This window comes from Kitasatospora sp. P5_F3 (assembly GCF_054049135.1).
In genome coordinates this window covers 19,440-40,126 of sequence record NZ_JBFUMY010000021.1, presented here as the reverse complement: position 1 = coordinate 40,126, position 20,687 = coordinate 19,440, and the positions used below count along the sequence as shown (strand labels likewise).

General features: G+C 72.2%; 24 protein-coding genes. 9 read left to right on the top strand and 15 right to left on the bottom strand.

The annotated features are described in order from the left end of the window. The first annotated feature begins 22 nt into the window (after positions 1 to 22). Positions 23 to 802: an IclR family transcriptional regulator gene (locus ACXJMZ_RS15610; protein ID WP_457030630.1), complete on the top strand. Its 780-nt coding sequence runs from the start codon at positions 23 to 25 to the stop codon at positions 800 to 802. A gap of 21 nt (positions 803 to 823) precedes the next feature. Here the strand turns inward: ACXJMZ_RS15610 and ACXJMZ_RS15605 are convergent, their stop codons facing one another. Next, the gene (locus ACXJMZ_RS15605; protein WP_457030629.1) at positions 824 to 2,281 is read right to left on the bottom strand and encodes a cellulose binding domain-containing protein; all 1,458 of its coding nucleotides are present in this window, start codon (positions 2,279 to 2,281) and stop codon (positions 824 to 826) included. A 14-nt stretch (positions 2,282 to 2,295) separates the two neighbouring features. Beyond that, positions 2,296 to 4,629, bottom strand: a complete 2,334-nt coding sequence (locus ACXJMZ_RS15600; RefSeq protein ID WP_457030628.1) for a cellulose binding domain-containing protein — start codon at positions 4,627 to 4,629, stop codon at positions 2,296 to 2,298. A gap of 170 nt (positions 4,630 to 4,799) precedes the next feature. Between ACXJMZ_RS15600 and ACXJMZ_RS15595 the strand changes: the two genes are divergently transcribed. From ACXJMZ_RS15595 to ACXJMZ_RS15585, 3 genes are all read left to right on the top strand, one after another. Further along, positions 4,800 to 5,141: a hypothetical protein gene (locus ACXJMZ_RS15595; RefSeq protein ID WP_457030627.1), complete on the top strand. Its 342-nt coding sequence runs from the start codon at positions 4,800 to 4,802 to the stop codon at positions 5,139 to 5,141. Between the two features lie 89 nt (positions 5,142 to 5,230). Then, positions 5,231 to 5,731: a methylated-DNA--[protein]-cysteine S-methyltransferase gene (locus ACXJMZ_RS15590; protein WP_457030642.1), complete on the top strand. Its 501-nt coding sequence runs from the start codon at positions 5,231 to 5,233 to the stop codon at positions 5,729 to 5,731. Between the two features lie 94 nt (positions 5,732 to 5,825). Next, complete coding sequence (locus ACXJMZ_RS15585; RefSeq protein WP_457030626.1) at positions 5,826 to 6,623, top strand: DUF4389 domain-containing protein; 798 nt, start codon at positions 5,826 to 5,828, stop codon at positions 6,621 to 6,623. A gap of 7 nt (positions 6,624 to 6,630) precedes the next feature. Here the strand turns inward: ACXJMZ_RS15585 and ACXJMZ_RS15580 are convergent, their stop codons facing one another. Continuing rightward, positions 6,631 to 7,899 (bottom strand): amidohydrolase, encoded by a 1,269-nt coding sequence (locus ACXJMZ_RS15580; RefSeq protein WP_457030625.1) that lies wholly within the window; start codon positions 7,897 to 7,899, stop codon positions 6,631 to 6,633. A 109-nt stretch (positions 7,900 to 8,008) separates the two neighbouring features. Beyond that, positions 8,009 to 8,638 carry an MBL fold metallo-hydrolase gene (locus ACXJMZ_RS15575; protein WP_457030624.1) on the bottom strand — a complete coding sequence of 210 codons (630 nt, stop codon included), beginning with the start codon at positions 8,636 to 8,638 and terminating at the stop codon, positions 8,009 to 8,011. Positions 8,639 to 8,922: 284 nt separating this feature from the next. Between ACXJMZ_RS15575 and ACXJMZ_RS15570 the strand changes: the two genes are divergently transcribed. The 3 genes from ACXJMZ_RS15570 to ACXJMZ_RS15560 all read left to right on the top strand — a co-directional run bounded on the left by ACXJMZ_RS15570 (position 8,923) and on the right by ACXJMZ_RS15560 (position 11,083). Continuing rightward, a complete protein-coding gene (locus ACXJMZ_RS15570; RefSeq protein ID WP_157531395.1) occupies positions 8,923 to 9,573 on the top strand; it encodes a hypothetical protein in 651 nt (216 codons plus the stop codon). A 116-nt stretch (positions 9,574 to 9,689) separates the two neighbouring features. Then, positions 9,690 to 10,487 carry a thioredoxin domain-containing protein gene (locus ACXJMZ_RS15565; RefSeq protein WP_457030623.1) on the top strand — a complete coding sequence of 266 codons (798 nt, stop codon included), beginning with the start codon at positions 9,690 to 9,692 and terminating at the stop codon, positions 10,485 to 10,487. Then, positions 10,484 to 11,083: a vitamin K epoxide reductase family protein gene (locus ACXJMZ_RS15560; RefSeq protein ID WP_457030622.1), complete on the top strand. Its 600-nt coding sequence runs from the start codon at positions 10,484 to 10,486 to the stop codon at positions 11,081 to 11,083. Before ACXJMZ_RS15565 ends, ACXJMZ_RS15560 begins: the two co-directional genes overlap by 4 nt. Before the next feature lie 38 nt (positions 11,084 to 11,121). Here ACXJMZ_RS15560 and ACXJMZ_RS15555 read toward each other — a convergent pair whose 3' ends face one another. From ACXJMZ_RS15555 to ACXJMZ_RS15515, 9 genes are all read right to left on the bottom strand, one after another. Continuing rightward, on the bottom strand, positions 11,122 to 11,553 hold the full coding sequence (locus tag ACXJMZ_RS15555) for an SRPBCC family protein (protein WP_457030621.1): 432 nt from the start codon (positions 11,551 to 11,553) through the stop codon (positions 11,122 to 11,124). 80 nt (positions 11,554 to 11,633) lie between these two features. After that, a complete protein-coding gene (locus ACXJMZ_RS15550; protein WP_457030620.1) occupies positions 11,634 to 12,671 on the bottom strand; it encodes a MerR family transcriptional regulator in 1,038 nt (345 codons plus the stop codon). After that, positions 12,665 to 12,862: a hypothetical protein gene (locus ACXJMZ_RS15545; protein WP_457030619.1), complete on the bottom strand. Its 198-nt coding sequence runs from the start codon at positions 12,860 to 12,862 to the stop codon at positions 12,665 to 12,667. Before ACXJMZ_RS15545 ends, ACXJMZ_RS15550 begins: the two co-directional genes overlap by 7 nt. 23 nt (positions 12,863 to 12,885) lie before the next feature. After that, on the bottom strand, positions 12,886 to 13,179 hold the full coding sequence (locus tag ACXJMZ_RS15540; RefSeq protein WP_457030618.1) for a DUF3040 domain-containing protein: 294 nt from the start codon (positions 13,177 to 13,179) through the stop codon (positions 12,886 to 12,888). Between the two features lie 5 nt (positions 13,180 to 13,184). Continuing rightward, positions 13,185 to 13,628, bottom strand: a complete 444-nt coding sequence (locus ACXJMZ_RS15535; protein ID WP_457030617.1) for a hypothetical protein — start codon at positions 13,626 to 13,628, stop codon at positions 13,185 to 13,187. Between the two features lie 30 nt (positions 13,629 to 13,658). Further along, positions 13,659 to 14,168 carry a DUF4383 domain-containing protein gene (locus ACXJMZ_RS15530; RefSeq protein ID WP_457030616.1) on the bottom strand — a complete coding sequence of 170 codons (510 nt, stop codon included), beginning with the start codon at positions 14,166 to 14,168 and terminating at the stop codon, positions 13,659 to 13,661. Positions 14,169 to 14,283: 115 nt separating this feature from the next. Further along, positions 14,284 to 14,865, bottom strand: a complete 582-nt coding sequence (gene sigK / locus ACXJMZ_RS15525) for an ECF RNA polymerase sigma factor SigK (RefSeq protein ID WP_457030641.1) — start codon at positions 14,863 to 14,865, stop codon at positions 14,284 to 14,286. 153 nt (positions 14,866 to 15,018) lie between these two features. Further along, on the bottom strand, positions 15,019 to 15,900 hold the full coding sequence (gene ligD / locus ACXJMZ_RS15520) for a non-homologous end-joining DNA ligase (RefSeq protein WP_457030615.1): 882 nt from the start codon (positions 15,898 to 15,900) through the stop codon (positions 15,019 to 15,021). Further along, positions 15,900 to 16,928 carry a PHP domain-containing protein gene (locus ACXJMZ_RS15515; RefSeq protein ID WP_457030614.1) on the bottom strand — a complete coding sequence of 343 codons (1,029 nt, stop codon included), beginning with the start codon at positions 16,926 to 16,928 and terminating at the stop codon, positions 15,900 to 15,902. The genes ligD and ACXJMZ_RS15515 overlap by 1 nt, the downstream gene beginning before the upstream one ends. 130 nt (positions 16,929 to 17,058) lie before the next feature. Between ACXJMZ_RS15515 and ACXJMZ_RS15510 the strand changes: the two genes are divergently transcribed. Next, positions 17,059 to 17,331: a DUF6158 family protein gene (locus tag ACXJMZ_RS15510; protein ID WP_457030613.1), complete on the top strand. Its 273-nt coding sequence runs from the start codon at positions 17,059 to 17,061 to the stop codon at positions 17,329 to 17,331. Between the two features lie 20 nt (positions 17,332 to 17,351). Beyond that, on the top strand, positions 17,352 to 18,746 hold the full coding sequence (locus ACXJMZ_RS15505) for an NADP-dependent succinic semialdehyde dehydrogenase (RefSeq protein WP_457030612.1): 1,395 nt from the start codon (positions 17,352 to 17,354) through the stop codon (positions 18,744 to 18,746). On the opposite strand, the gene ku is transcribed toward ACXJMZ_RS15505, so the two are convergent. Both ku and ACXJMZ_RS15495 read right to left on the bottom strand, forming a co-directional pair. Continuing rightward, positions 18,747 to 19,709, bottom strand: a complete 963-nt coding sequence (gene ku / locus ACXJMZ_RS15500) for a non-homologous end joining protein Ku (RefSeq protein WP_457030611.1) — start codon at positions 19,707 to 19,709, stop codon at positions 18,747 to 18,749. A 10-nt stretch (positions 19,710 to 19,719) separates the two neighbouring features. Continuing rightward, entirely contained in the window at positions 19,720 to 20,649 is a 930-nt protein-coding gene (locus ACXJMZ_RS15495) for a LysR substrate-binding domain-containing protein (RefSeq protein ID WP_457030610.1), read from the bottom strand. Positions 20,650 to 20,687 lie beyond the last annotated feature (38 nt).

The following is a 20,687-nucleotide window of genomic DNA, read 5'->3' as shown; positions in this document are numbered from 1 at the left end:
GGCACTTATCTGGATGGTGGACATGCCCGCTGCCCAACCGGACGCCTCGACGGTCAAGTCGGCCGAGCGCACCGTGCGCATCCTGGAGGCACTCGCCGCCTCCCCCGACCGACTGACCGTCAGCGAGCTGCAGGAACGCCTCGGTTACCCCCGCAGCAGCCTGCACGCCCTGATCCGGACCCTGCGCGAACTCAAGTGGGTGGAGGCCGACGACAGCGGCTCCTCCTTCGGCGTCGGGCCGCACGCGCTGCTCTCCGGCACCGCCTACCTGGACCGCGACCCGGCGCTGCCGTACGCCAACGAGGCCCTGGAGGACCTCCGGGCCGAGACCGGCTACACCGTGCACTTCGCCCGCCGGGACGACGCCTACGTGCTCTACCTGGCCAGCCGGGAGGCCCGCGACACAGTCCGGCTGGTGTCCCGGGTCGGCCGGCGCCTGCCGGCTCATCTCACCGCCCTGGGGCAGGCGTTGCTCGCCGAGCTGACCACCGCCGAGGTGGACGCGATACTGCCGGCCGAGCTCACCGCGCTCACCCCGCACACCGTCACCGACCGCGCCGCACTGCACGCCGAACTGGCCCGCACCCGGGACCGGGGCTGGGCGCTGGAACGCGAACAGGGCACCCCGGGGGTCAGCTGCCTCTCCGCCCCCGTGCACTACCGGATTCCCGCCACCGACGCGATCAGCTGCTCGATGCCGGTCGCCGCCGCCACCGAGCAGGAGGTGGCACGCGTCGCGAAGGCGGTGGTGTCCCACACCACCGCCCTCGCCAGTACGCTCCGCCGTCACGGCATCAGATAGCCGGCCGGCGTCCCCGTCGCGCTACGGCGTGACGGGGACGTTGGTCAGGCCGCTCACCGCCCTGGTGACGGTGTTGGAGGCGTAGACCACGTTGGGCCGGGCCGAACAGCTCGACGCCGAGGTGATCTTGATGGCGTAGGCCCCCACCCCGCCCAGGTCCGAGGAGTTGTTCCGCCACACGTTGCCGCAGCCGTTCGGGAAGGACGGCGTGCTGCTCGGGTTGTGCGTCTCGTACCCGTTGGCGAAGGTGCCCGGTGCGGCGAAGCTTCCGGTGTTGCCCTCGATCAGGTAGTCGATGCCCTTGACGTCGATCCAGGAGTCGGCCGAGTTCTGCCCGCTGATCCCGCGCCCGTCGAAGGTGTTGCCCCGGATGATCCCGGCGTACGTGCCCTCCTTGACGTCGATCGGCTCGGCCGCGATGTACGGGCCGATCCGGTTGTTCTCCACCAGCACCCGGTCGGAACGGTCCGCCCCGCCGGTGTTGCCGTGGCAGCCCCAGTTCGAGCCCGCCGAACCGAGGTAGACCCCTTCGCCGTACCCGGGCTGGACCAGCCCGGTGTACTCGATCACCGAGTTGCGGATCACCCCGTCGGCCGAGGACCGGCGGAAGTGCACCCCCTCCTCCTCGACGTGGTGGACGTACACCCCGTCCACCGTGACGTGGTGTGAACTGTCCAGCACCACACCCTTCTTGGAGTCCTTCACGGTGAAGCCGGTCAGGTTCCAGTACGGCGCCCCGGCCAGCCAGAGGCCGTAACCCGGGTCCCAGCCGGCCGTCGGCTCCGGACAGGCGGGCGGGTCACCCGAAGGCCCGTCGTTGACCAGCACGGCCGTCCGCGGCCCGGTCAGCGTGATCCGCTGCGCCGCCGTGCCGGGCCGGGTGACGGCGAACGCTCCGTGGTACTCGCCCGGCGCCAGCCGGATGGTCTGGCCCGGCGCAGCCGCCGCCAGCGCACCGCTCAGCTGGGCGGCGGTCGAGACGTCGACCACCGGACCGGGCGGTGTCGTGGGCGTCGGGGTCGGGGACGGCGTGGGCGATGCCGTGGCCGTCGGGCTCGGGCTCGGCGTCGGACTAGGGGTGGTCGAACCCCCGCCGCAGGGAGCCCCGTTGACAGTGCAGTTCAGCGGCAGCCCGAGCCCGCTCGCGTTGAAGCCGAAGCTCTCGGTGGCTCCGACCGCGATGCTCCCGTTGTAGCTGACGTTGACGAACCTGTAGTGCTGACCGCTCTGCGTCCTGGTGGACGACCAACTGCTGGAGACCGAAGTCCCGGACGGCAGATCGAACTCCACCGTCCAACTCGTCGAAGCGGCATCCCCGTTGTTGGCGATCACCACGTCGGCTCCGTAGCCGCTGCTCCACACCGACCCCTGCACCACCTTGGCGGTCAGCTTCGGCGCCGCCGCGTGCGCGGGCAGCGCCAGCAGGCTCGCGGCGGCCAACGCGGCGGCGGTGAAGCCGCCCAGTACTGTTCTGCGCATCCGTACGGCTCCCATCAGCGGGCGGTGAGGTTGGACGGCAGGCCGAGACCGGCGGCGTTGAAGCCGAAGCTCTCCTCCTGGCCGGGCGCGATGGCGCCGTTGTAGCTGACGTTGACGAACCTGTAGTGCTGACCGCTCTGCGTCCTGGTGGACGACCAGCTGCTGGAGACCGAAGTCCCGGACGGCAGGTCGAACTCCACCGTCCAACTCGTGCTCTTGACCGCACAGTTGTTCTTGACGAAGACGTCCATGCCGTACCCGCTGCTCCAGCTCGACCCCTTGACCGTCCGCGCGGTCAGGCAGCCGGCACCGGTCGGCGACGGGCTGACGGTCGGGCTCGGGCTGGGACTCGGGCTCGGGCTCGGGCTCGGGCTCGGGCTCTGGCTCTGGCTCTGGCTCGGCGAGGGTGAAGGAGTGGCCCCGTTCACCGACTTGAGGAAGAGCGAGGCCCCCGCATCCGTCCGGGTCGCGTCCACCCCGTGCCCGCCGGTGAAGTCCAGCTGCTCCCGCCCGGCCCAGTCCGGGATCGGCGTGCCCCCGGAGTCCAGGTGCTGCCAGGCCGTACCGTTCCAGCCGAACTGGTAGATCCGCTGACGGTCGGCGTAGTACGGGGTGTACGCCGCCCCGGCGGTCGCCTGCTTGGTCATGGTGTTGTTGAAGAAGACGTTGTGCGGCCCGCTGGAGCCGGACCACTTCACCGCCTTCTTGCCCGCGCCCCACCAGATCGGGAACCAGGTGGAGGCGTCCGGCCCTCCCCCGCCCTCCTCGCCGCAGTTGGAGCGGCAGTTGGCGGACCGGTGCTCGTACGGCACGGTCACCGTGTTGAACTCGATCAGGTTGTTCCGCTCCCACCCGCCGTGCAGGTTGATGTCGGAGTCGAAGTCGTTGCCGATCACCACGTTGCCGGAGGCGGACCACTGGAAGGTGAAGTGCCGCAGGTTGCGCGAGGTGTTGCCCGCGTACAGCGAGTCCCAGACCCGGGAGCCCCTGAAGTACCCGTTGCCGCCCTTGCCCTTGTTCCAGGAGCCGTCCAGCTGGTTGTTCACGATCTGCAGGTGGTACGCCTCCTCGGTGACGATCGGGTGCGACCCGGTCATCTCGGTCCGGATGCCCCGGACCCAGGAGTTGGCGGCCCACTTGAAGACGATGCCGTGCATCTCGTCGGCGGGCGACATGTTGCCGTAGTTGTGCACCGCATCCGCGGCGTTCAGCCCCGGCATGTCCTGGGTGAGCGCGAAGTTCTCGAAGCCGACCCCGAGCACCGGGTCCACGATCGGCGCGGCCTTGGAGTCGTAGACCGCACCGTCGATCGCGGCCGAGCCGTCCGAGGTCGAGGTGACCGGGACGTCGTACTCCAGCGGCTTGTCCAGCGTGATGGTCCGGTTGGTGGTGTCGACGGCGGTGACGGTGAAGATCTGCTGCCGCATATGGATGTTCTGCAGCGTGCCGTCGGCCGGCTGGATGTCCTGCTGGGCGTAGAACTTCAGCGAGTTGGCGGCCCGGATGTTGACCAGTCCGCCGACCTGGAGGTTGGTCAGTGCGCCGCTGGTCGCCAGCGGCACCACGGTGTCGCCTGTCCTGGCCGCGAACCCGGCACCGCCGGTCTTCTCCCGAAGCTTCAGGCCCGCCTTCCAGTGCACGTTGACCGTGCCCTCGAAGAGGTCCTTCCGGTTGGCCGGCGCCGCCGCGTACTCACTGGCGTAGGCGCTGTTCACGCCGCGCGACTGCACCCGGAACAGCCCGCGTCCCGGCCAGATCCAGCCGCCCTTGGCCGAGCCCGAGGTCATCCCGTCCTCGTCCCAGTCCGAACCGTCCGGCGTCAGCGCGTCGTACCGGGTGTCGGCGTCCGGCCGGAACACGATCCGGCTGCCGCCGGCTCCGCTGCCCGCGCCACGGATCGTCAAGTAGTCGGCATCGACGCCGAGTTGCCGGGAGACCTGGAGCACACCGGTCGGCAGGGTGATCAGCGAGAGCTTGGTGTAGCTCGCGCTCGGCGAGCAGGCGGTCCGGATCTGGTCGATGGCGGACTGCAGGCCCGCCGAGTCGTCCACCCCGTCGTCGGGGCGCACCCCAAGCGCGGCCAGCTCGGCCGGGGTGATCTGACAGGCGGCATCCGGGTTGGTGTCGGCCGCACCGGGCAGGTCCGCGCCGCCCCGGTAGCCCGCCTTGGACCAGTCGTACAGACCGGTCACGGGCGCTCGGCGGTTGGCCTTCGAGAGGTCCAGCGAGCTGCTGGACTGTTCCTGAACTCCGTTGGGTGACATGCCATTTGCTTCGACGGCGAACCCGCCGGCAGCCAGCAGCACCGTCGCCGCGCAGGCGAGCGCGACGAGATTTCGTGGGGACAACGTACCTCCAGAGCAGTGGGGGGAGAGGCAGCCGCCCATCATGGTGCTGACAGGTATCCAGCAGGTCAATAGTTATCCTAAATTACGTATCCCTTCCACATATGTGGACGCGATGATCCCACTCGATCTGACACACCATCAGACCCCCGTCCCAGCACTAGGATCGGAGCATGTCGACTCTCGCTGACTCGCCACTGTCGCTCTGGTCCAAGGACTCCGTACTGTCGATCGGCTCGGTGGGCTCGGTGCTCTCCGTCGGGTCCGTCGGCTCCGTGCTGTCCGTCGGCTCGGTCGGCAGCGTGCTCTCGCTTGGCTCGATCGGCTCCGCGCTCTCGCTGATCTCGGCCGGGTCCTGGCTGAGCACCGGCTCGCTGCTGTCCGCCCAGTCGCGCTGGTCGGTGCTCTCCTGGCGCTCCAACGGCGGCTTCCTCGCCGCCGGCGTGGTGGCGGCCGCCGCCGGAGCCGTCCTGGTGGCGGGACACCGGCCGTCGACCACCCGCCGACCCTCCTGAACGCGGCGTCCGATTTCCGCCGGTCGACCGTCCGGCCACCGGGCAGACTGGGTCAGGTACGAACACCCCGATCCCTGGGAGAGACCGTGATCACCGTCTGGACCACCCTCGAGAGCCCGCTCGGCGACCTGCTGCTGGTCGGCGAGGAGTCCGCCACCGCCAAGGGCGGCACGGCGCTCGCCTCGGTGTCGATGACGACGGGGCAGCGGAACGCGGCTGTCGTACAGCCCGACTGGGTCGAGAAGGCCGAGGCCTTCGCCGAGGTGGCCGAGCAGCTGCGGGCGTACTTCGCGGGCGAGTCGACCTCCTTCGACCTGGAGTTCACCGGGCACGGCACCGACTTCCAGCGCCGGGTGTGGGCCGCCCTGGAGCAGGTCCCGCACGGTCACACCGTCACCTACGGCGAGCTGGCCGAGCGGGCGGGGCTCCCCCGCAAGTCGGCCCGCGCCGTCGGGACGGCCAACGGGTCGAACCCGCTGCTGGTGATCCGGCCCTGCCACCGGGTGATCGGGGCGGACGGTTCGCTCACCGGCTACGCGGGCGGGCTGGAGCGCAAGCAGCAGCTGCTGGAGCTGGAGGGCCGCGCCTGACCCGCTCCCGTTCGGGCCAGCCCGGCGGGCGGGCGGCGGCGGCGCCTGCGATCTTCGGAGCAGGAGACTGCTGACGAAGCCTCAGGGAGACACCATGTGGGACGCATCCGCCACGCTGCCGGCGCCCGGCCGTGAGTGGCTTCCGGCGCTGGACGTGCCGGAACCGAAGCAACAGAGCCGACTCACCGTGTTCTTCCGGCTCCTGCTGCTGATCCCGCAGTTCATCGTGGTCTGGCTGCTCTCGATCGTGGCCTTCTTCGTCATGGTGATCGGCTGGTTCGGGGCATTGTTCACCGCCCGCCTGCCGGAGTTCGCGGCCCGCTTCCTGACCGACTACGTCGCGTACACCACCCGGGTGGAGGCGTACGCAATGCTGCTGGTCGACACCTACCCGCCGTTCCGGTTCGACGCCCCCGAGTACCCCGTCCGGATCGAGGTCCGCCCCGGTGAGCTGAACCGGCTCGCGGTCTTCTTCCGCATCATCCTGCTCATCCCGGCGGCGATCATCCAGGCCGTGCTGATGGTCGGCTGGTGGACGGTCTCGTTCATCAGCTGGCTGGTGGTGCTGTTCCTGGGACGGATGCCGCGCCCGCTCTTCGAGGCGACCGCGGCCATCGTCCGCTACCGGTACCGGTACCAGGCGTACTACCTGATGCTCACCTCCGCCTACCCCAAGGGCCTGTTCGGCGAGACCGCCATCGACACCCCCGTCGGCGGCGCCCCGGTCTCCGCGACCCGGCCGCTGGTGCTCAGCAGCGGGGGGCGCGGCCTGCTGGTGGTGTTCATCGTCATCGGTGTCCTGTCGTATGTCGCCAGCTCGGTCACCACCACGGTGACCTCGGACGACGACGACACCGTCCGGTACTCCCGGCCGGTCACCTCCACCTACTGACCGGCCGTCACCCCCGGCCCAGCCAGGCCAGCGCGACGGTCACCAGCGCGGTGACGCCCGTGCTCAGGGTCGGCTCGATCACCGGCGCGAAGTGCGGCGAGTGGTTGGACGGGATGTCCTGGGCCACCCGGCCGGCCGCCTCGGCGCGGGCGTACTCGGCCGGGTCGGTGCCACCGAACAGCCAGTAGCAGGTCGGCACCCCGGCGGCCGCGCCGAACGCGCCGACGTCCTCGCTGCCGGTCACCGGGCCCGGGTCCGCCACGCACCGCTCCCCCAGCTGCGCCACCAGCGCCGCCCTGGCCCGGTCCGCCGCGGCCTGGTCGTTGACCAGCACCGGGAAGCTGTCCAGGGGCGTGAACGCGGGCTCCCGGGTCGCCCCGGAGGCGGCCGCCTCGGCCCTGACGATCCGTTCGACCCCGGCCAGCAGGGCCGTCCTGACCTCCGGCGTGTAGCTGCGGATGTTGACTCTCAGCTCGGCCTCGGCCGGGATGATGTTGTCCTTGGTCCCGGCGTGCAGCGAGCCGACCGTGACCACGGCGGTCTCGGTCGCCGCGATCTCCCGCGACACCAGGGTCTGCAGGCGCAGCACGGTCGCGGCGGCCATCACCACCGGGTCGATCGACGACTCCGGCCGCGAGCCGTGCGCGCCCTTGCCGAACATCCTGATCCGCAGCGCGTCGGTGGCCGCGAACGCCGGTCCCGCGTGCAGCCCCACCATCCCGGCCGGGTACGGGGCGACGTGCTGCCCGAGCACCACGTCCGGGCGGCCGAACCGCTCGAACAGGCCGTCGTCCACCATCGCCCGCGCGCCCGTCCCGGTCTCCTCGGCCGGCTGGAACACCGCCAGCACCGTCCCCGACCAGGCGTCGAGCGACCGGGCCAGCAGCCCCAGCGCCCCGACCAGGCAGGTCACGTGCATGTCGTGGCCGCAGGCGTGCATCACCGGCACCTCCCGGCCGTCCGGGTCCACCCCGGTGGCGGTCGAGGCGTACGGCAGCCCGGTCTCCTCGCGGACCGGCAGCCCGTCGAAGTCGGCCCGCAGCAGCACGGTCGGCCCGGCGCCGTTCCGCAGCACCCCGACCACCCCGGTCCCGCCGACCCCGGTGGTGACCTGGCAGCCGAGCTTCTCCACCCGGCGGGCGATCTCGGCGGCGGTCCGGTGCTCGGCCGAGGAGAGCTCCGGGTTGGCGTGCAACTCGCGGTAGAAGGAGGCGAGTTCGGACAGTTCGGCGCCGTCCAGTCCGTTCAGTACCGTTCGCGTCGTGCCCTCGCCCATGACCGTGTGCCCCTCAGCGCTCGTCCGATCCCCCGCCGCACTCCTTCCACTCCCGCACCACCCGTAACCGGCCGAAGGCCCCGGACCCCTCGGTCGGGGGTCTCCGGGGTCAGAACGTCACGGACTCGCCGAGCGGAACCCGGGCGTACTCGGTGCCGCCCTTGAAGTCCATCCAGCCGTCGAAGTTCCCCCGGCCGAGCTCGCTGAGGAAGGCGTCGTGGATCGGGAACGCCCGGACCGGCTTCACCGCCCGGACGAAGTCCAGTGCCTCGCCCAGCTTGAGCCACGGCGCAGCGGCGGGTACCAGCAGCGTGGTCACCGGCTGCTCCGGGACGAACAGCGAGTCGCCGGGGTGGTAGACATCGCCGTCCACCACGAAGCCGACGTTCGCGCAGCCGGGCAGGCCGTCGTAGATCTCGGCATGGGCCCCGCCCACCACGTCGACGGTGAACCCGGCCGCGGTGAACCGCTGCCCCACCTCGACGACGACCGCCGAGTCACCCAGCTCCGGGAGCTGCTCGGCGGCCTGCCGCGGCAGGTGCACCCGGAGCGCCGGGTTCTGCTCCCGGGCCGCCACCAGCTTGGCGATGTCGATGTGGTCGGCGTGCTCGTGGGTCACCAGCACGTCCGAGACCGAGTCCAGGGCTTCGGCCTCGGAGAACGTACCCGGGTCGATCACCAGCACTCGGCCGTCGGTCTCCAGGCGCACACAGGCGTGGCCGTACTTGATCAGACGCATCCGGCCACTATGTCAGCGGACCGCCCCGGCCCGCCGGAGGTTTTCCGGAGCCGCACCACAGCCGCAATTCAGTGGCGGCGCTCCGAGCGGAACCTGGCCGCCAACTCCTCGGTGCCACCGGGTCAGTCGTCCTTGGCACGCCCAGCTCACTGAGCAACAGCTTCAGCTCGGTCTTGCCGATCCCGCCGACCCCGAAACTGTCCCGTGAGCGACCTCACAGCAGCCCCGTGAGGCGGCTCACAGGCTCACGCACGCCATATCTCCGCTGTGGCAGACTCGTCGGCATGAAGGGCAGTCAGGCAACCAGGACGGTGCGCGCGGCGGTGTTCGCCGCGCTCGTCGTGCCGCTTGCCGCCCTCGGCCAGGTCGTGCTGACCGGGCAGCCGCTGCCGGTCTCGGTGATGGCGCTCGCGGGCGTGGCCGCCTTCCTGGTGGCGTTCGCCGTCCTCCGCTCGGGGTGGGGCTTCGGCCGGATCCTCGCGGTCCTGCTCCCCACCCAGCTCGCCGTCGGCGTGCTGTTCGACCTCGGCCAGCTCACCTGCGCCGTGCCGGGCGGCACCCGGCCACTGGCCGGCTTCGAGCCGCTGGTCTGCTCCGGCGGTTCGATCGGCGAGTTCCTGCTCAGCCCGGGCAGCACGCCCGCGCCGCTGGCGGGGCTGCCGGTGCTCTTCGGCCACCTGCTGGTCGCCCTGCTGGCCGCTCTGGCGCTGCGCCACAGCGAGGCCGCACTGACCGGGCAGGCCACCACCTCCCGACTGCTCGGCGAACTGCTCGCCGGTGCCTGGCGGTTCCTCCGCCTGCCGGCCCCGCGCCCGGCCCGTCCGGTGCTGCGGCTGCCCATCCCCGAGTCGAGCCGGGCCCGGATCCCGGCCGACGACATCCTGCTCCGGCCCGCCCTGCGGCGTGGCCCGCCGGTGTTCGCACCGGCCTGCTGAAGTACACCTCGCGTAGGCCGTCCGACCGCCCTGGGCCCTTTGCCGCCCGGGCGTCCCGCCTCCCCCCAGGTACCCGCGCGCCTTCGGCGTGCGCAGCGACAGGATTCGACACCGTCATGAGCAGCAACCAGCAGAAGAAGCAGTCCGCCACCTCCCGTCTCAAGGAGGAGCGCGCCCGCGAGGTGCAGGCCGAGAAGCGCCGTCGCCGGGTGGTGATCGGCGTCTCCTCCGTCGCCGTACTGGCCCTGGTCGGCGGCGTGGCCTTCGCCGTGAGCGGCAACAGCGGTGACGGCGCCGCCGACAGCGCGGCCGCCGGCCCGCTCGTCGTCCCGGCGAACGTCTCGGGCGCCGACGGCACCCTGGTCACCTACGGCAAGGCCGACGCCCCGCACACCCTCAAGGTCTACGAGGACTTCCGCTGCCCGGTCTGCGAGCAGCTGGAGAGCAGCGCGGGCAAGACCATGCAGCAGCTCGCGGACGACGGCACATACAAGATCGAGTACCAGCTCGCCACCTTCCTGGACAAGAACCTCGGCGGCAAGGGCTCCAAGACCGCGCTCAACGCGGCGGGTGCGGCGCTCAACGAAGGCGTGGACAAGTTCAAGGCCTTCCACGACGTGCTCTACGCCAACCAGCCCGACGAGCGCAAGGACGGCTTCGGCGACGTCAACACCATCCTCGACCTCGCCGGCCAGGTCCCCGGCCTGAAGACCGACGCCTTCGTCAAGGCGGTCAAGGAGGGCACCTACCTGCCCTGGGCCGCCAAGGTCTCCACCGCCTTCGACAACAGCGGCGTCAGCGGCACCCCGACCGTCCAGCTCGACGGCAAGCAGCTGAACGTCTTCCCCGGCAACCAGCCGATCACCGGTGACGCCTTCAAGGCCCTGGTCCAGCAGACCACGGGGGCGAAGTGACCACCCCCGTCGCGGCCGGCAGACGGCTCGGCTGGCTGTTCGTCGTCACGGGCCTGCTCGGGCTGTTCGCCTCGGCCGTGCTGACCCTGGACAAGATCAAGCTGCTGGAGGACCCGTCCTACGTCCCCAGCTGCAGCATCAACCCGATCATCAGCTGCGGCTCGGTGATGCTCAGCGACCAGGCCTCGGTCTTCGGCTTCCCCAACTCGCTGATCGGCCTGGCCGCCTTCGCCGTGGTGGTCGCCGTCGGCGCGGGCATCCTGGCCGGAGCGGTGTACGCACGCCGGTTCTGGCTCGGGCTCCAGCTCGGCACCCTGTTCGGGATCGGCTTCGTCACCTGGCTGATGACGCAGACCCTGTACTCGATCGGCGCGCTCTGCCCGTACTGCATGGTGGTCTGGGCGGCGATGATCCCGCTGTTCTGGTACACCACGCTGCACAACCTGAAGTCCGGCGTGATCCGCACCCCGGGTGCCCTGCGCCCGGTCGTCCGGGAGGCGGCCCGCTACCACTGGGCGGTCCCCGTCCTCTGGTACGCGGTGATCGCGGTCCTGATCCTGCAGCGGTTCTGGTACTACTGGCAGACCCTGGTCTGACCTGCGTTCAGGGGCCCGGCCGGGCCCCTGAACGGCTGTCAGCGCGTCCGGAGCACACGCGGCAGCTGCTCGGCGACGCCGTCGGCGAGCCCCTCGAACGCGGGGCGCAGGAAGGGTGCCGCAAGCCGGGCCAGGCCCTTGAACCGCAGGTGGGCTTGGTAGACCACCACCGTCCGACCGTCCCAGGGGCGGACGGTGATGTCGTCCGTGGCGGTCACCGTGCGGTTCTCCCCGACGAACACCAGCCGGTCGTCCTCGTACCGTTCGAGCCGGTAGGTCAACCGGGTGCGACGGCCCCGGAAGCGGGAGACGTTGATCCACCGGCTGCCCCGGACCACCGCGCCGTCGTCCACCCGGACGCAGCTCTCGGTACCCGGGTCCCACTCCGGGGCGTGGCCGAAGTCCGCCAGGTACCGCAGGACCTCGTCGGCGGGCCGGTCCACGGTGATGCTGCGCTCCACACTGACCATCGGGTGCTCCTTCCGGCGCTGCGGCGCGCTGCCGACCGCCGACCGGTATTCGGGGCGGACCGGCGATCGGATGGGACGGGTCAGTCGGTCAGCAGCCGTCCGATCCGGTCCAGGGCCGCCGCCAGGTCGCGCGGGCGCAGCAGGCCCGGCCCCGGTGGGGTGCCGGTCCAGCCCGGGCCCGCCGTCAGGACCACCGGCCGGCTCCGGGCGCCGCGCCCGCCCCAGGCGGTCTCGGCGGTCCGGCGGGCCAGCACCCGGTCGGCGGTGGGCCTGCTCTGTGACCAGATCATCACGGCGGCCGGACCGGTCCGGCGGACCGCCTCCAGCAGCGCCTCGGCCGGCACGGAGGGGCCGAACATCCGGTACGGCAGGCCCAGTTCGGCCAGTCCGGCGGCAACCGCCTCCAGCGGGAGGGTGTGCTGCTCGCCGGGCATCCCGGCCAGCAGCACGGGCGGCCCCTGCGGTGCCTGCCCGGGCCGGTCGGCGACCCGGCGCAGCGCGGTGGAGACGTGCCAGGAGAGCAGGTGCTCCACCTCGACGTACCGCTCGCCCTCGGCGGCCCACTTCCGGCCGGCGGCGCGCAGGGCGGGCATCATCACCTCGGTCCAGGCGGTCACCGCGCCGAGCCCTTCGGTCGCCTGACGCAGGATCAGCGAGACCTCGGCGGTGTCCAGCCGCACGGCCGCCCGGGCCAGGCCCCGGCACTCGGGCCGGACCTGACCGACCGGCAGTGCGTTGCTGCCCCCGGGCGCCGTCCGGCCGCCGGGCTCCTCGGGCTCCGGCACCAGGGGTGCCGCGCCGCGCGCGAGCCTGGCCGCCTCGCCGGGCGGCACCCCACGGGCCGTCAGCCGGCACATCGCCTCCAGCACCGCGACGTCCGCCGGGCTCCAGCGCCGGTGGTGTCCTGACTCCCGCTCGGCCGGGCCGATGCCGTAACGGCGTTCCCAGGAGCGCACGGTGGTCGGCGAGACGCCGAGGCGCCGGGCCACCCCGCCGGTGGTCAGGCTGGCTTCGGCGAGCGGCGGGACGCCGGTGGGTTCGGGCACGGTTGGGAGCGTACGGCCGCCTGCGGCGGGGCCGCCCACCGGCTCGCCCTGCGCACCGGTCACGGTCACCATCCGGCGATCCGGCCGGCCGCGAACCCCGCACAGCTGAGCACCGGCAGGCCGATCACCAGCAGCGGGGCCCAGTCCGGCCAGGCGGTGTGCAGCTCCACGGACTCGGGGGTGGAGATGGCGGGGCAGGTGGACGCCTCGCACTCGGGGGTCACGCCGGCGGGCGGGCCGGTCGGGGCGGGGGTGGGGGTCATGACTTCCTCCGGGGACAGTCCGCTCAGCGGCACTGGAGGCGGGCGAGCTGACGGAAGGTCAGGGCCGTCGCCACCGCGGCCAGCACGGCCGGCACCACGGCGAACAGGGCACCGGCGGCGGCGCACAGGGCCGAGGCCACGGCGAGGGTCGCGAGTACGGCGACGGCCAACACGAGCATCCGCGGCCGCCGGGCGAGCCGTCGCAGGCGCCCGGGATTACGGCCCAGCCGCCGGTCGAGCACCGGGTCGGTCCGGCGCAGGGTCTCCTCGATCCGGGCGAGGAGCAACTGTTCGTGCGCCGTCAGCGGAGCGGTCACGACGTTCACCTCCTGGGGCGACCGCACTCGGGCGGCGCCGTGCCGAAGTGGTGTGCGGGGACCGGACCCGGTCCGGGCGCCGGTGGCCGGGAGCCGAGCAGGCCCGCCACCGACAGGGCGCCCCAGCCGACCGAGACGCCGAGCGCCATCAGGCGGTGCCGTCGGCCGGGCAGGGTGCCGGAGAGCAGCGCCGCGTCACCGAAGTCCGAGGCGATCCGGAGCAAGGTGGCGGTGCGCAGACTGCGGTCATCCGGTGCCAGCAGCATGGCCAGGCCGCAGGCCGCGTCCCGCAGGGCCAGCGGCCGGAGGCAGGTGGCGGTGGACGGGGGCACAGAGCCGTCCGGGTCGGCCAGTCCGGACGGCCCGGCCAGCAGGCCGGGCCGGGCCGTGACCGCCAGGCCGTACAGCGCGGTCGCGGCGCCGATCGCCCGGAGCAGAGGTCGGTGCATGAGGGGACTCCTGGTGTGGACGGTGGACGGTCAGCCGAGGCTGCGCCTGGTGGTGGTCGCCAGGGGAGCCGGGGCGGTCGCGTGCGGGTGCCGGGCCTGCCAGTACGGGTTGTCGCGCGGCAGCCTGGAGCTGACCCGGCCGTACATCCCGAAGGTGGCGATGACGAAGCCCATCACGAAGCTGAAGATCACGTTGGAGATCCCGAAGGCCAGGAAGTTGGCGCCGGAGTCCAGCAGCGTGAGGTTGACGAAACCGCTGAGCACGAAGAGGGTGCCGACCACGATGTTGATCGTCGACGCCGTGTTGCCGCCGATCACCGCACCGGTGATCAGCACCGCCGCGGTGACGATCGAGACCAGGCTCAGCAGGCCGTTGCTGGAGAGCCCGGCGACGTGCTCGCCGTTGGTGCTGAAGAAGGCCAGCCCGTCCGCCAGGCCGAGGCAGCCGAATACCAGCAGCGCGGCACCACAGAGTCCGGCTCCGTACCGGTAGACCCGGGCCAGCCGGTGGTCGAGGGGAAGTTCGTCGCGAAGGTCCATGAGCTCGCTCCGTTCGGTGCGGGAGGCCGATGCCACTGTCCCCACCGTCGGCCCCCGGGGCGGGCCGGGCGACTCGCAGCGTTCCCGCGTCGCTTGGCCCGGGTGTGGCACCTGCTCAGACCGTTCGCCGCCGGAGCGCGACCGGACGGCCCGGCACCCGCCGCGCCTCGGCGGTCAGGGCGTCCCGCATCCGGATCAGCCCGTCCCTGGTCCGGGTCTTGACCGTGCCGAGCGGGGTGCCGAGCAGCTCGGCGATCTGCGCCTGCGAGTAGCCGCCGTAGTAGGCCAGGGCGATCGACTGGCGCTGCACCTCCGTGAGCCCTCGCAGGCAGCGCCTGACCAGCTCCTGGTCCGCCCGGGCCTCCACCCGCTCGGCCACCTCGTCGTACGGACGGGTGTACGCGGCGGCGGCCTCCCGACGGTCCCGGTCGGCGGCGGCCTGCGCGGCGCGGACCCGGTCGACGGCGCGTCGGTGCGCGATGGTCAGCACCCACGGCAGGACCTGGCCGCGCTCGGGCCGGTAGCGGGCGGCGCCGCGCCAGATCTCCAGCAGCACCTCCTGGGTGACCTCCTCGGCCTGGGCGCGGTCCAGCACCACCTGCCGCACCACGCCGAACACCGGCCCGGCGATCACGTCGTAGAGCCTCCCGAACGCCGCTTCGTCGCCGAGGGCGACCCGGTGCAGCAGTGCACGCAGGCCCTCGCCCGGTGCTCCGGCCTCCGGTTGGCCGCCCTGGCCGGTCTGATCTTCGGAGCCTCGCTGGTGCCATGGTGCAGTCACCCCTTCACGGTGCGCGCCGGGGCAGGCGGGCGGAAACTCGCAGCGTTGCTGCATCGTTCCGGGCGCCCGTCATTCCGGCAGGCGCCCCCGGTGGCGGGGCCGGGTCAGGTCGGCCATCGGATCACGACGGCGTGCCAGCACCTGTTCGGGGCTGAACTCCAGCTCCTCGGGGCGACGGCAGTCCCGAACGGCCGTCCAGCTCACCGGAGTCGAGACCAGCGGGCGGTCACCGGCCCGGATCGAGTACGGGGCGACGGTGGTCTTGGCGCTGGTGTTCTGCGACCAGTCGACGAAAACCTTGTTGCGGCGCAGCGACTTGTCCATCCGGTCGACCACCAGCGCCGGGTCGGCCTGCCGCAGCCGCATCGCCAGCTGCCTGGCGTAGCCGGTGGCGGCCCGCTCCGGGGTGGGTTGCAGCGGTACCAGCAGGTGCAGACCCTTCGAACCCGAGGTCTTGGCCCAGGCCGTCAGCCCGTCCGCCGCCAGCGCCCGGCGGGCGGCCAGCGCGACGGTGCAGCACTCCACGATCGAGGCGCCCGGGCCCGGGTCCAGGTCGATGATCAGGCGGTCGTGCTCGGCGGGCTCCAACTGCCACTGCGGGACGTGCAGTTCGAGCGCCCCGAGGTTGGCCGCCCAGACCAGCGTGGGTAGGTCGGCCACCACGACATGACGGAGCGTCTCCTCGCGGTGCTCGACATCAAGCGTGGTCAGCCAGTCCGGCGACCCGGCGGGTACCCGCTTGGCCCAGAACCGCTGCCCCTGGACGCCTTCGGGGAAGCGCAGGAAGGAGGCGGGCCGCCCGGCCAGGTGCGGCAGCAGCCGGGGCGCGATGCTCGCGTAGTAGTGCACGGCGGCGGCCTTGGTCCAGCCGGTCTCGGGGTAGAGCACCTTCTCCAGGTGGGTCAGCCGCAGCCGCCGCCCCTCCACCTCCGTCAGCGTCACCTCGGGCATTACCGCCGCCTCGGGACTCGCCGGGTGTCCGCCCAGGTGCGCAGCTGCTTCGCGGTCCAGGTGGTGACGACCCGCTCGGCGCCGATGCCCGCAGCCGCCGCCCGGGCACAGCCGTACGGCTGCCAGGCCAGCTGCCCGGGGGCGTGCGCGTCGGTGTCGATCGAGAACAGGCAGCCCGCCTCGACCGCGAGCGCGATCAGCCGGGACGGCGGATCGCGGCGCTCGGGGCGGCAGTTGATCTCGACGGCGGCGCCCGCCTCGGCGCAGGCCGCGAAGACCCGCTCGGCGTCGAACCGGGACTCGGGGCGCGGCTTGTCGCCGAGCAGCCGCCCGGTGCAGTGGCCGAGGATGTCCAGCCGGGGATTGCGCACCGCGTTCAGCAGCCGACGGGTCATCAGCAGCGGGTCCATCCGCAGTTTGGAGTGCACCGAGCCGACCACCAGGTCCACCCGGTCGAGCAGTTCGTCCTCCTGGTCGAGCGAGCCGTCGTCGAGGATGTCGCACTCGATCCCGGTGAGCAGCTCGAACGGGGCCAGCCGGGTGTTCAGTTCGGCCACCACGTCGAGCTGCCGGCGCAGCCGTTCGGGACTCAGTCCGTGCGCGACGGTCAGCCGGGGCGAGTGGTCGGTGAGCACCGCCCACTTGTGGCCGAGCTCGATCGCGGTCCGGGCCATGGTCTCGATCGGGACCTGGCCGTCGGACCAGTCGGAGTGCAGGTGGCAGTCGCCACGCAGCGCGGCGAGCAACTCCTCGCCGCCGGTGGCCAGCGGTTCGTCGGCCCTGGTCTCCAGCTCGGCCAGGTAGACCGGGGTCCGGCCGGCCACCGCCTCGGCGATCACCTTCGCGGTGGTCGGGCCGATCCCGGGCAGCCGGCTCGCCCCGGCGGCCAGCGCGGCCGGATCGGGGTGCTCGGCCAGGTGCGCCCGGGCTGCGGCGGCGGCCTGCCGGAAGGCGCGCACCCGGTACTCGGTCGCGTGCTCGCGCTCCAGCAGGTAGGCGATCCGCTCCAGTGCACGGACGGGGTCCATACGGCTGCTGGTCCCCCGTCCGGCCCGACCGGAAACCGGTTTGACAGCTCCTGAACCGGTTTGCCCGGTTTCCGCCGCCCGCACGGGGGCACTCGGTAGAACGAGGGGATAACACCAAGGAGGAGGAACGATGCTGCACTCCGACACCCGCACGGGAGGCATCCCGGCCACCGACCTGGAGACGGACATCCTGCTCCACGAGCTGGAGCAGCTGCACCGCACCCGGCACGAGACCTTCCTGTACGGCTCCGAAGAGGCCCTCTACCGGCACACCCTCCGCTCCGGGCAGCTGGAGGCGGAGTACCTGCGCCGCTTCCCCTACCGCCACGTCGCCCCGGGCCGGACCAGGACCGGCGCCCGGGCCCGGGAGGCCGCCACCCGGATCGCCGAGCATCCTGCGTAACCGTCCCCAGGAGGCACCCCATGCCGATCGCGACCGTCAACCCGGCCACGGGCGAGACCCTGGAGACCTTCGACCCACTGGACCAGGACGCCGTCGAACTGGCCCTGGCCAAGGCGGCGAACGCCTTCCGGACGTACCGCACCACCAGCTTCGAGGAGCGCGCGGAGCTGCTCCGCCGGGCGGCCGGGCTGCTGGACACCGAGCGCGAGCAGATCGCCCGGACAGTGACCACCGAGATGGGCAAGCCCCTGACCCAGGCCAGGGCGGAGGCGGCCAAGTGCGCGAAGGCACTGCGCTGGTACGCCGACCACGGCGCCGCGCTGATCGCCGACGAGTACCCGAACGACCTGGACGTGGCCGACTCCGGGGCCGCGCTGGCGTACGTCAGGTACCGCCCGCTCGGGGCCGTGCTGGCGGTGATGCCGTGGAACTTCCCGCTCTGGCAGGTGGTCCGGTTCCTGGCGCCCGCCCTGATGGCGGGCAACGTGGCACTGCTCAAGCACGCCTCCAACGTGCCCCGCACCGCGCTCGCGCTGGCCGACCTGTTCCGCCGGGCCGGGGCGGCCGAGGGGTGCTTCCAGTCGCTGCTGGTCGGCTCGGACGCCGTACCGCAGCTGATCGCCGACCCGCGGGTGGCCGCCGTGACGCTGACCGGCAGCGAGGGCGCGGGCCGGGCGGTCGGCGCGGCGGCCGGGGACGCACTCAAGAAGAGCGTGCTGGAACTCGGCGGCAGCGATCCCTTCCTGGTGCTGCCGAGCGCCGATCTGACAGCCGCGGTGAGCACCGCCGTCCGGGCCAGGATCCAGAACAACGGCCAGTCCTGCATCGCCGCCAAGCGCTTCATCGTGCACGAGCAGGTCTACCCGCAGTTCGCGGCTGCCTTCGCGGAGGCGATGCGGGCGCTGCGGGTCGGCGACCCGATGGACCCGTCCACCGACCTGGGCCCACTGGCGACCCGTCAGGGCCGGGACGAGCTGGCCGCACTGGTCGCCGACGCACTGGCCCACGGCGCGATCGCCGAGACCGGTGGCACCCAGGCGGCCCTGCCGTCCGCCGGCTGGTACTACCCGCCCACCGTGCTCACCGGCGTGACACCGGCGATGCGGGTGCACCGGGAGGAGACCTTCGGGCCGGTCGCGGTGCTGTACCGGGTACAGAGCCTGGAGCAGGCCGTCGAACTGGCCAACGCGACACCGTACGGCCTGAGTTCGAACATCTGGACCACCGACCCCGGTGAACGTGACTACTGCCTGCGGGAGTTGGAGGCGGGCGGGATCTTCTTCAACGGGATGACCGCCTCGCACCCGGCGCTGCCGTTCGGCGGCGTCAAGCACTCGGGGTACGGCCGCGAGCTGGCCGGCCACGGCATCCGGGAGTTCTGCAACGTCACCACGGTCTGGCTGGGCAACACCTGATCAGGAGACCGCCTTCAGCCTCCGCTTGCCGGCCGTTGTTGAGGCGGTGGCCTGCTGGACGGCCCGCTGGAGCTCGTCCCGGGTCATCGTGGAGCGGTGCGGGATCTTCAACTCGCTTGCCTTCTCGTACAGTTGCGCCTTGGTGAGATCGTCGAGACCCTGCTTCTCCTGCTTCCCCCCGCCGCCCGCCGCCTCCATGCTCCGGTTCAGCGCATCCATCAGGTCGACGACGTTGGTGGCCACCATCGGGCTCTCCGGCCGGACGATCTCCTTGCCCTCCACCTTGGCCTCGACCAGCTCCCGCACCCGGTCCTCGTACTCGTCCCGGTAGGCCTTCGGGTCCCAGTCCATCGCGAGCATCTCGACCAGCTGCTCGGCCGCCTTCAACTCCCGTTCCTGGACGGTCGCGTCGGCCTCCGGCAGGTTGTCCACCTCCTGGCGCGGGTCCCGGATCTCGTCGGCGAAGTGCATGGTGTGCAGGGTCAGCGTGTCGCCCTCGGCGTGCACGGCGGTCAGGTACTCCCGGCCGCGCATCGAGAACTTGGCGATCCCGGCCTTGCCGGTCCGGCCGAGCGCCTCCCGCAGCAGGGCGTAGACCTTGGTGTACTCCTTGCCCTTCGGGCCCAGGTAGTAGGTCTTGTCGAACAGGATCGGCTCCACCTCGCCGAGCTCGACGAAGCCGATGATCTCGATCGTGCGGGACCGCCCGGGCGCCAGCTCGTCCAGCTCGTGCGGCTCGACCACCACGTACTCGCCCTCGGACAGCTCGTAGCCCTTGACCACGTCGGAGTACTCCACCTCCTCCCCGGTGCGCTCGTTCACCCGCTGGTTGCGCACCCGGTCCGAGGTGCCGCGCTGGAGCTGGCGAAACCGCACCGAGTGGTCCTCGGTGGCCGAGTACAGCGCCACCGGCACCGTGACCAGCCCGAAGCTCAACGTCCCCGACCACATCGCCCTGGCCATCCGGGCCTCCTCAGCGCGTACCGACCCCCGTGCCTCCAGCTTCGCTGCCCGGACCCCGGATTCCCACTCGGACGTGGCGACCGAGTACGGCGAGGAACGCCACGGTGAGCGGATCGGGCTCCGGCCGGCAGTACGCGGCCAGGGTGCGGCGCACCGGCGGCTCGGGGCGCAGCACCCGACCATCGAAGCCGGGCGGCAGCAGGTCGGCCGGGACCAGTGCCGGGCCGAGCCCGGCCGCGGCGAGCAACGGGGCGGCGGCGGTCTGCTCGGTCCGCACGGCGGCCCGGGGGCGAAAACCGGCCGCTGCGCAGACCTGGTCGAGCAGCTCGGCCAGGCCGTTGCCGTGGGCGTAGTGCACCCAGTCCCGGTCGGCGAAGTCGGCGAGCGCCGCCCGGTCCACCCCCGGACCCACCGCCGGGTCGTTCCCGGCCAGCACCAGCAGGAACTCCTCCGTGCCCAACTCCCGGACGGGACCGTCCCATTCACGCGGCACCGGCCCGATCGCGAGATCCGCCCGGCCCGCCGTCATGGCCGCCGTCAGCGCCTCGGCGTGCGGGAACTCCAGCAGCCGGACCCGGACCCCGGGGTGCTGCTCGCGCCAGGCCCGCAACACCGGAGGCAGCACCCCGAGAGTGACCGAGTAGACCACCGCGAGCTGGAGCTCACCGCCGTCAAGACCGGCGGCCCGGCGGGCGGCCGACCTGGCCCGCTCGGCCTCGGCCAGCGCGGCCCTGGCGTGCGGCAGCATCGCCCGCCCCATCGGGGTGAGCCGGACGGCCCTCGGCAGCCGCTCCAGCAGCCGCCCGCCGGCGTCCCGCTCCAGTGCCTGCACCTGGTGCGAGAGCGCGGGCTGCGAGACGTGCAGCAGCTCGGCGGCCCGGGTGAACGAACCGGTGTCCACGACGGTGACCAGGTACTCGAGCTGACGAAGCGTTGCCATGCAGAGAGTCTATGGCTGGCGAAACAACCATGTCTTGG

Bases quoted from the DNA above. Each gene is read 5' to 3' on its own strand.
- ACXJMZ_RS15610 (WP_457030630.1), top strand. From the start codon at position 23: ATGCCCGCTGCCCAACCGGACGCCTCGACGGTCAAGTCGGCCGAGCGC.
- ACXJMZ_RS15605 (WP_457030629.1), bottom strand. From the start codon at position 2,281: ATGCGCAGAACAGTACTGGGCGGCTTCACCGCCGCCGCGTTGGCCGCC.
- ACXJMZ_RS15595 (WP_457030627.1), top strand. From the start codon at position 4,800: ATGTCGACTCTCGCTGACTCGCCACTGTCGCTCTGGTCCAAGGACTCC.
- ACXJMZ_RS15585 (WP_457030626.1), top strand. From the start codon at position 5,826: ATGTGGGACGCATCCGCCACGCTGCCGGCGCCCGGCCGTGAGTGGCTT.
- ACXJMZ_RS15580 (WP_457030625.1), bottom strand. From the start codon at position 7,899: ATGGGCGAGGGCACGACGCGAACGGTACTGAACGGACTGGACGGCGCC.
- ACXJMZ_RS15575 (WP_457030624.1), bottom strand. From the start codon at position 8,638: ATGCGTCTGATCAAGTACGGCCACGCCTGTGTGCGCCTGGAGACCGAC.
- ACXJMZ_RS15570 (WP_157531395.1), top strand. From the start codon at position 8,923: ATGAAGGGCAGTCAGGCAACCAGGACGGTGCGCGCGGCGGTGTTCGCC.
- ACXJMZ_RS15565 (WP_457030623.1), top strand. From the start codon at position 9,690: ATGAGCAGCAACCAGCAGAAGAAGCAGTCCGCCACCTCCCGTCTCAAG.
- ACXJMZ_RS15555 (WP_457030621.1), bottom strand. From the start codon at position 11,553: ATGGTCAGTGTGGAGCGCAGCATCACCGTGGACCGGCCCGCCGACGAG.
- ACXJMZ_RS15550 (WP_457030620.1), bottom strand. From the start codon at position 12,671: ATGGTGACCGTGACCGGTGCGCAGGGCGAGCCGGTGGGCGGCCCCGCC.
- ACXJMZ_RS15545 (WP_457030619.1), bottom strand. From the start codon at position 12,862: ATGACCCCCACCCCCGCCCCGACCGGCCCGCCCGCCGGCGTGACCCCC.
- ACXJMZ_RS15535 (WP_457030617.1), bottom strand. From the start codon at position 13,628: ATGCACCGACCTCTGCTCCGGGCGATCGGCGCCGCGACCGCGCTGTAC.
- ACXJMZ_RS15530 (WP_457030616.1), bottom strand. From the start codon at position 14,168: ATGGACCTTCGCGACGAACTTCCCCTCGACCACCGGCTGGCCCGGGTC.
- ligD (WP_457030615.1), bottom strand. From the start codon at position 15,900: ATGCCCGAGGTGACGCTGACGGAGGTGGAGGGGCGGCGGCTGCGGCTG.
- ACXJMZ_RS15515 (WP_457030614.1), bottom strand. From the start codon at position 16,928: ATGGACCCCGTCCGTGCACTGGAGCGGATCGCCTACCTGCTGGAGCGC.
- ACXJMZ_RS15510 (WP_457030613.1), top strand. From the start codon at position 17,059: ATGCTGCACTCCGACACCCGCACGGGAGGCATCCCGGCCACCGACCTG.
- ACXJMZ_RS15505 (WP_457030612.1), top strand. From the start codon at position 17,352: ATGCCGATCGCGACCGTCAACCCGGCCACGGGCGAGACCCTGGAGACC.
- ku (WP_457030611.1), bottom strand. From the start codon at position 19,709: ATGGCCAGGGCGATGTGGTCGGGGACGTTGAGCTTCGGGCTGGTCACG.
- ACXJMZ_RS15495 (WP_457030610.1), bottom strand. From the start codon at position 20,649: ATGGCAACGCTTCGTCAGCTCGAGTACCTGGTCACCGTCGTGGACACC.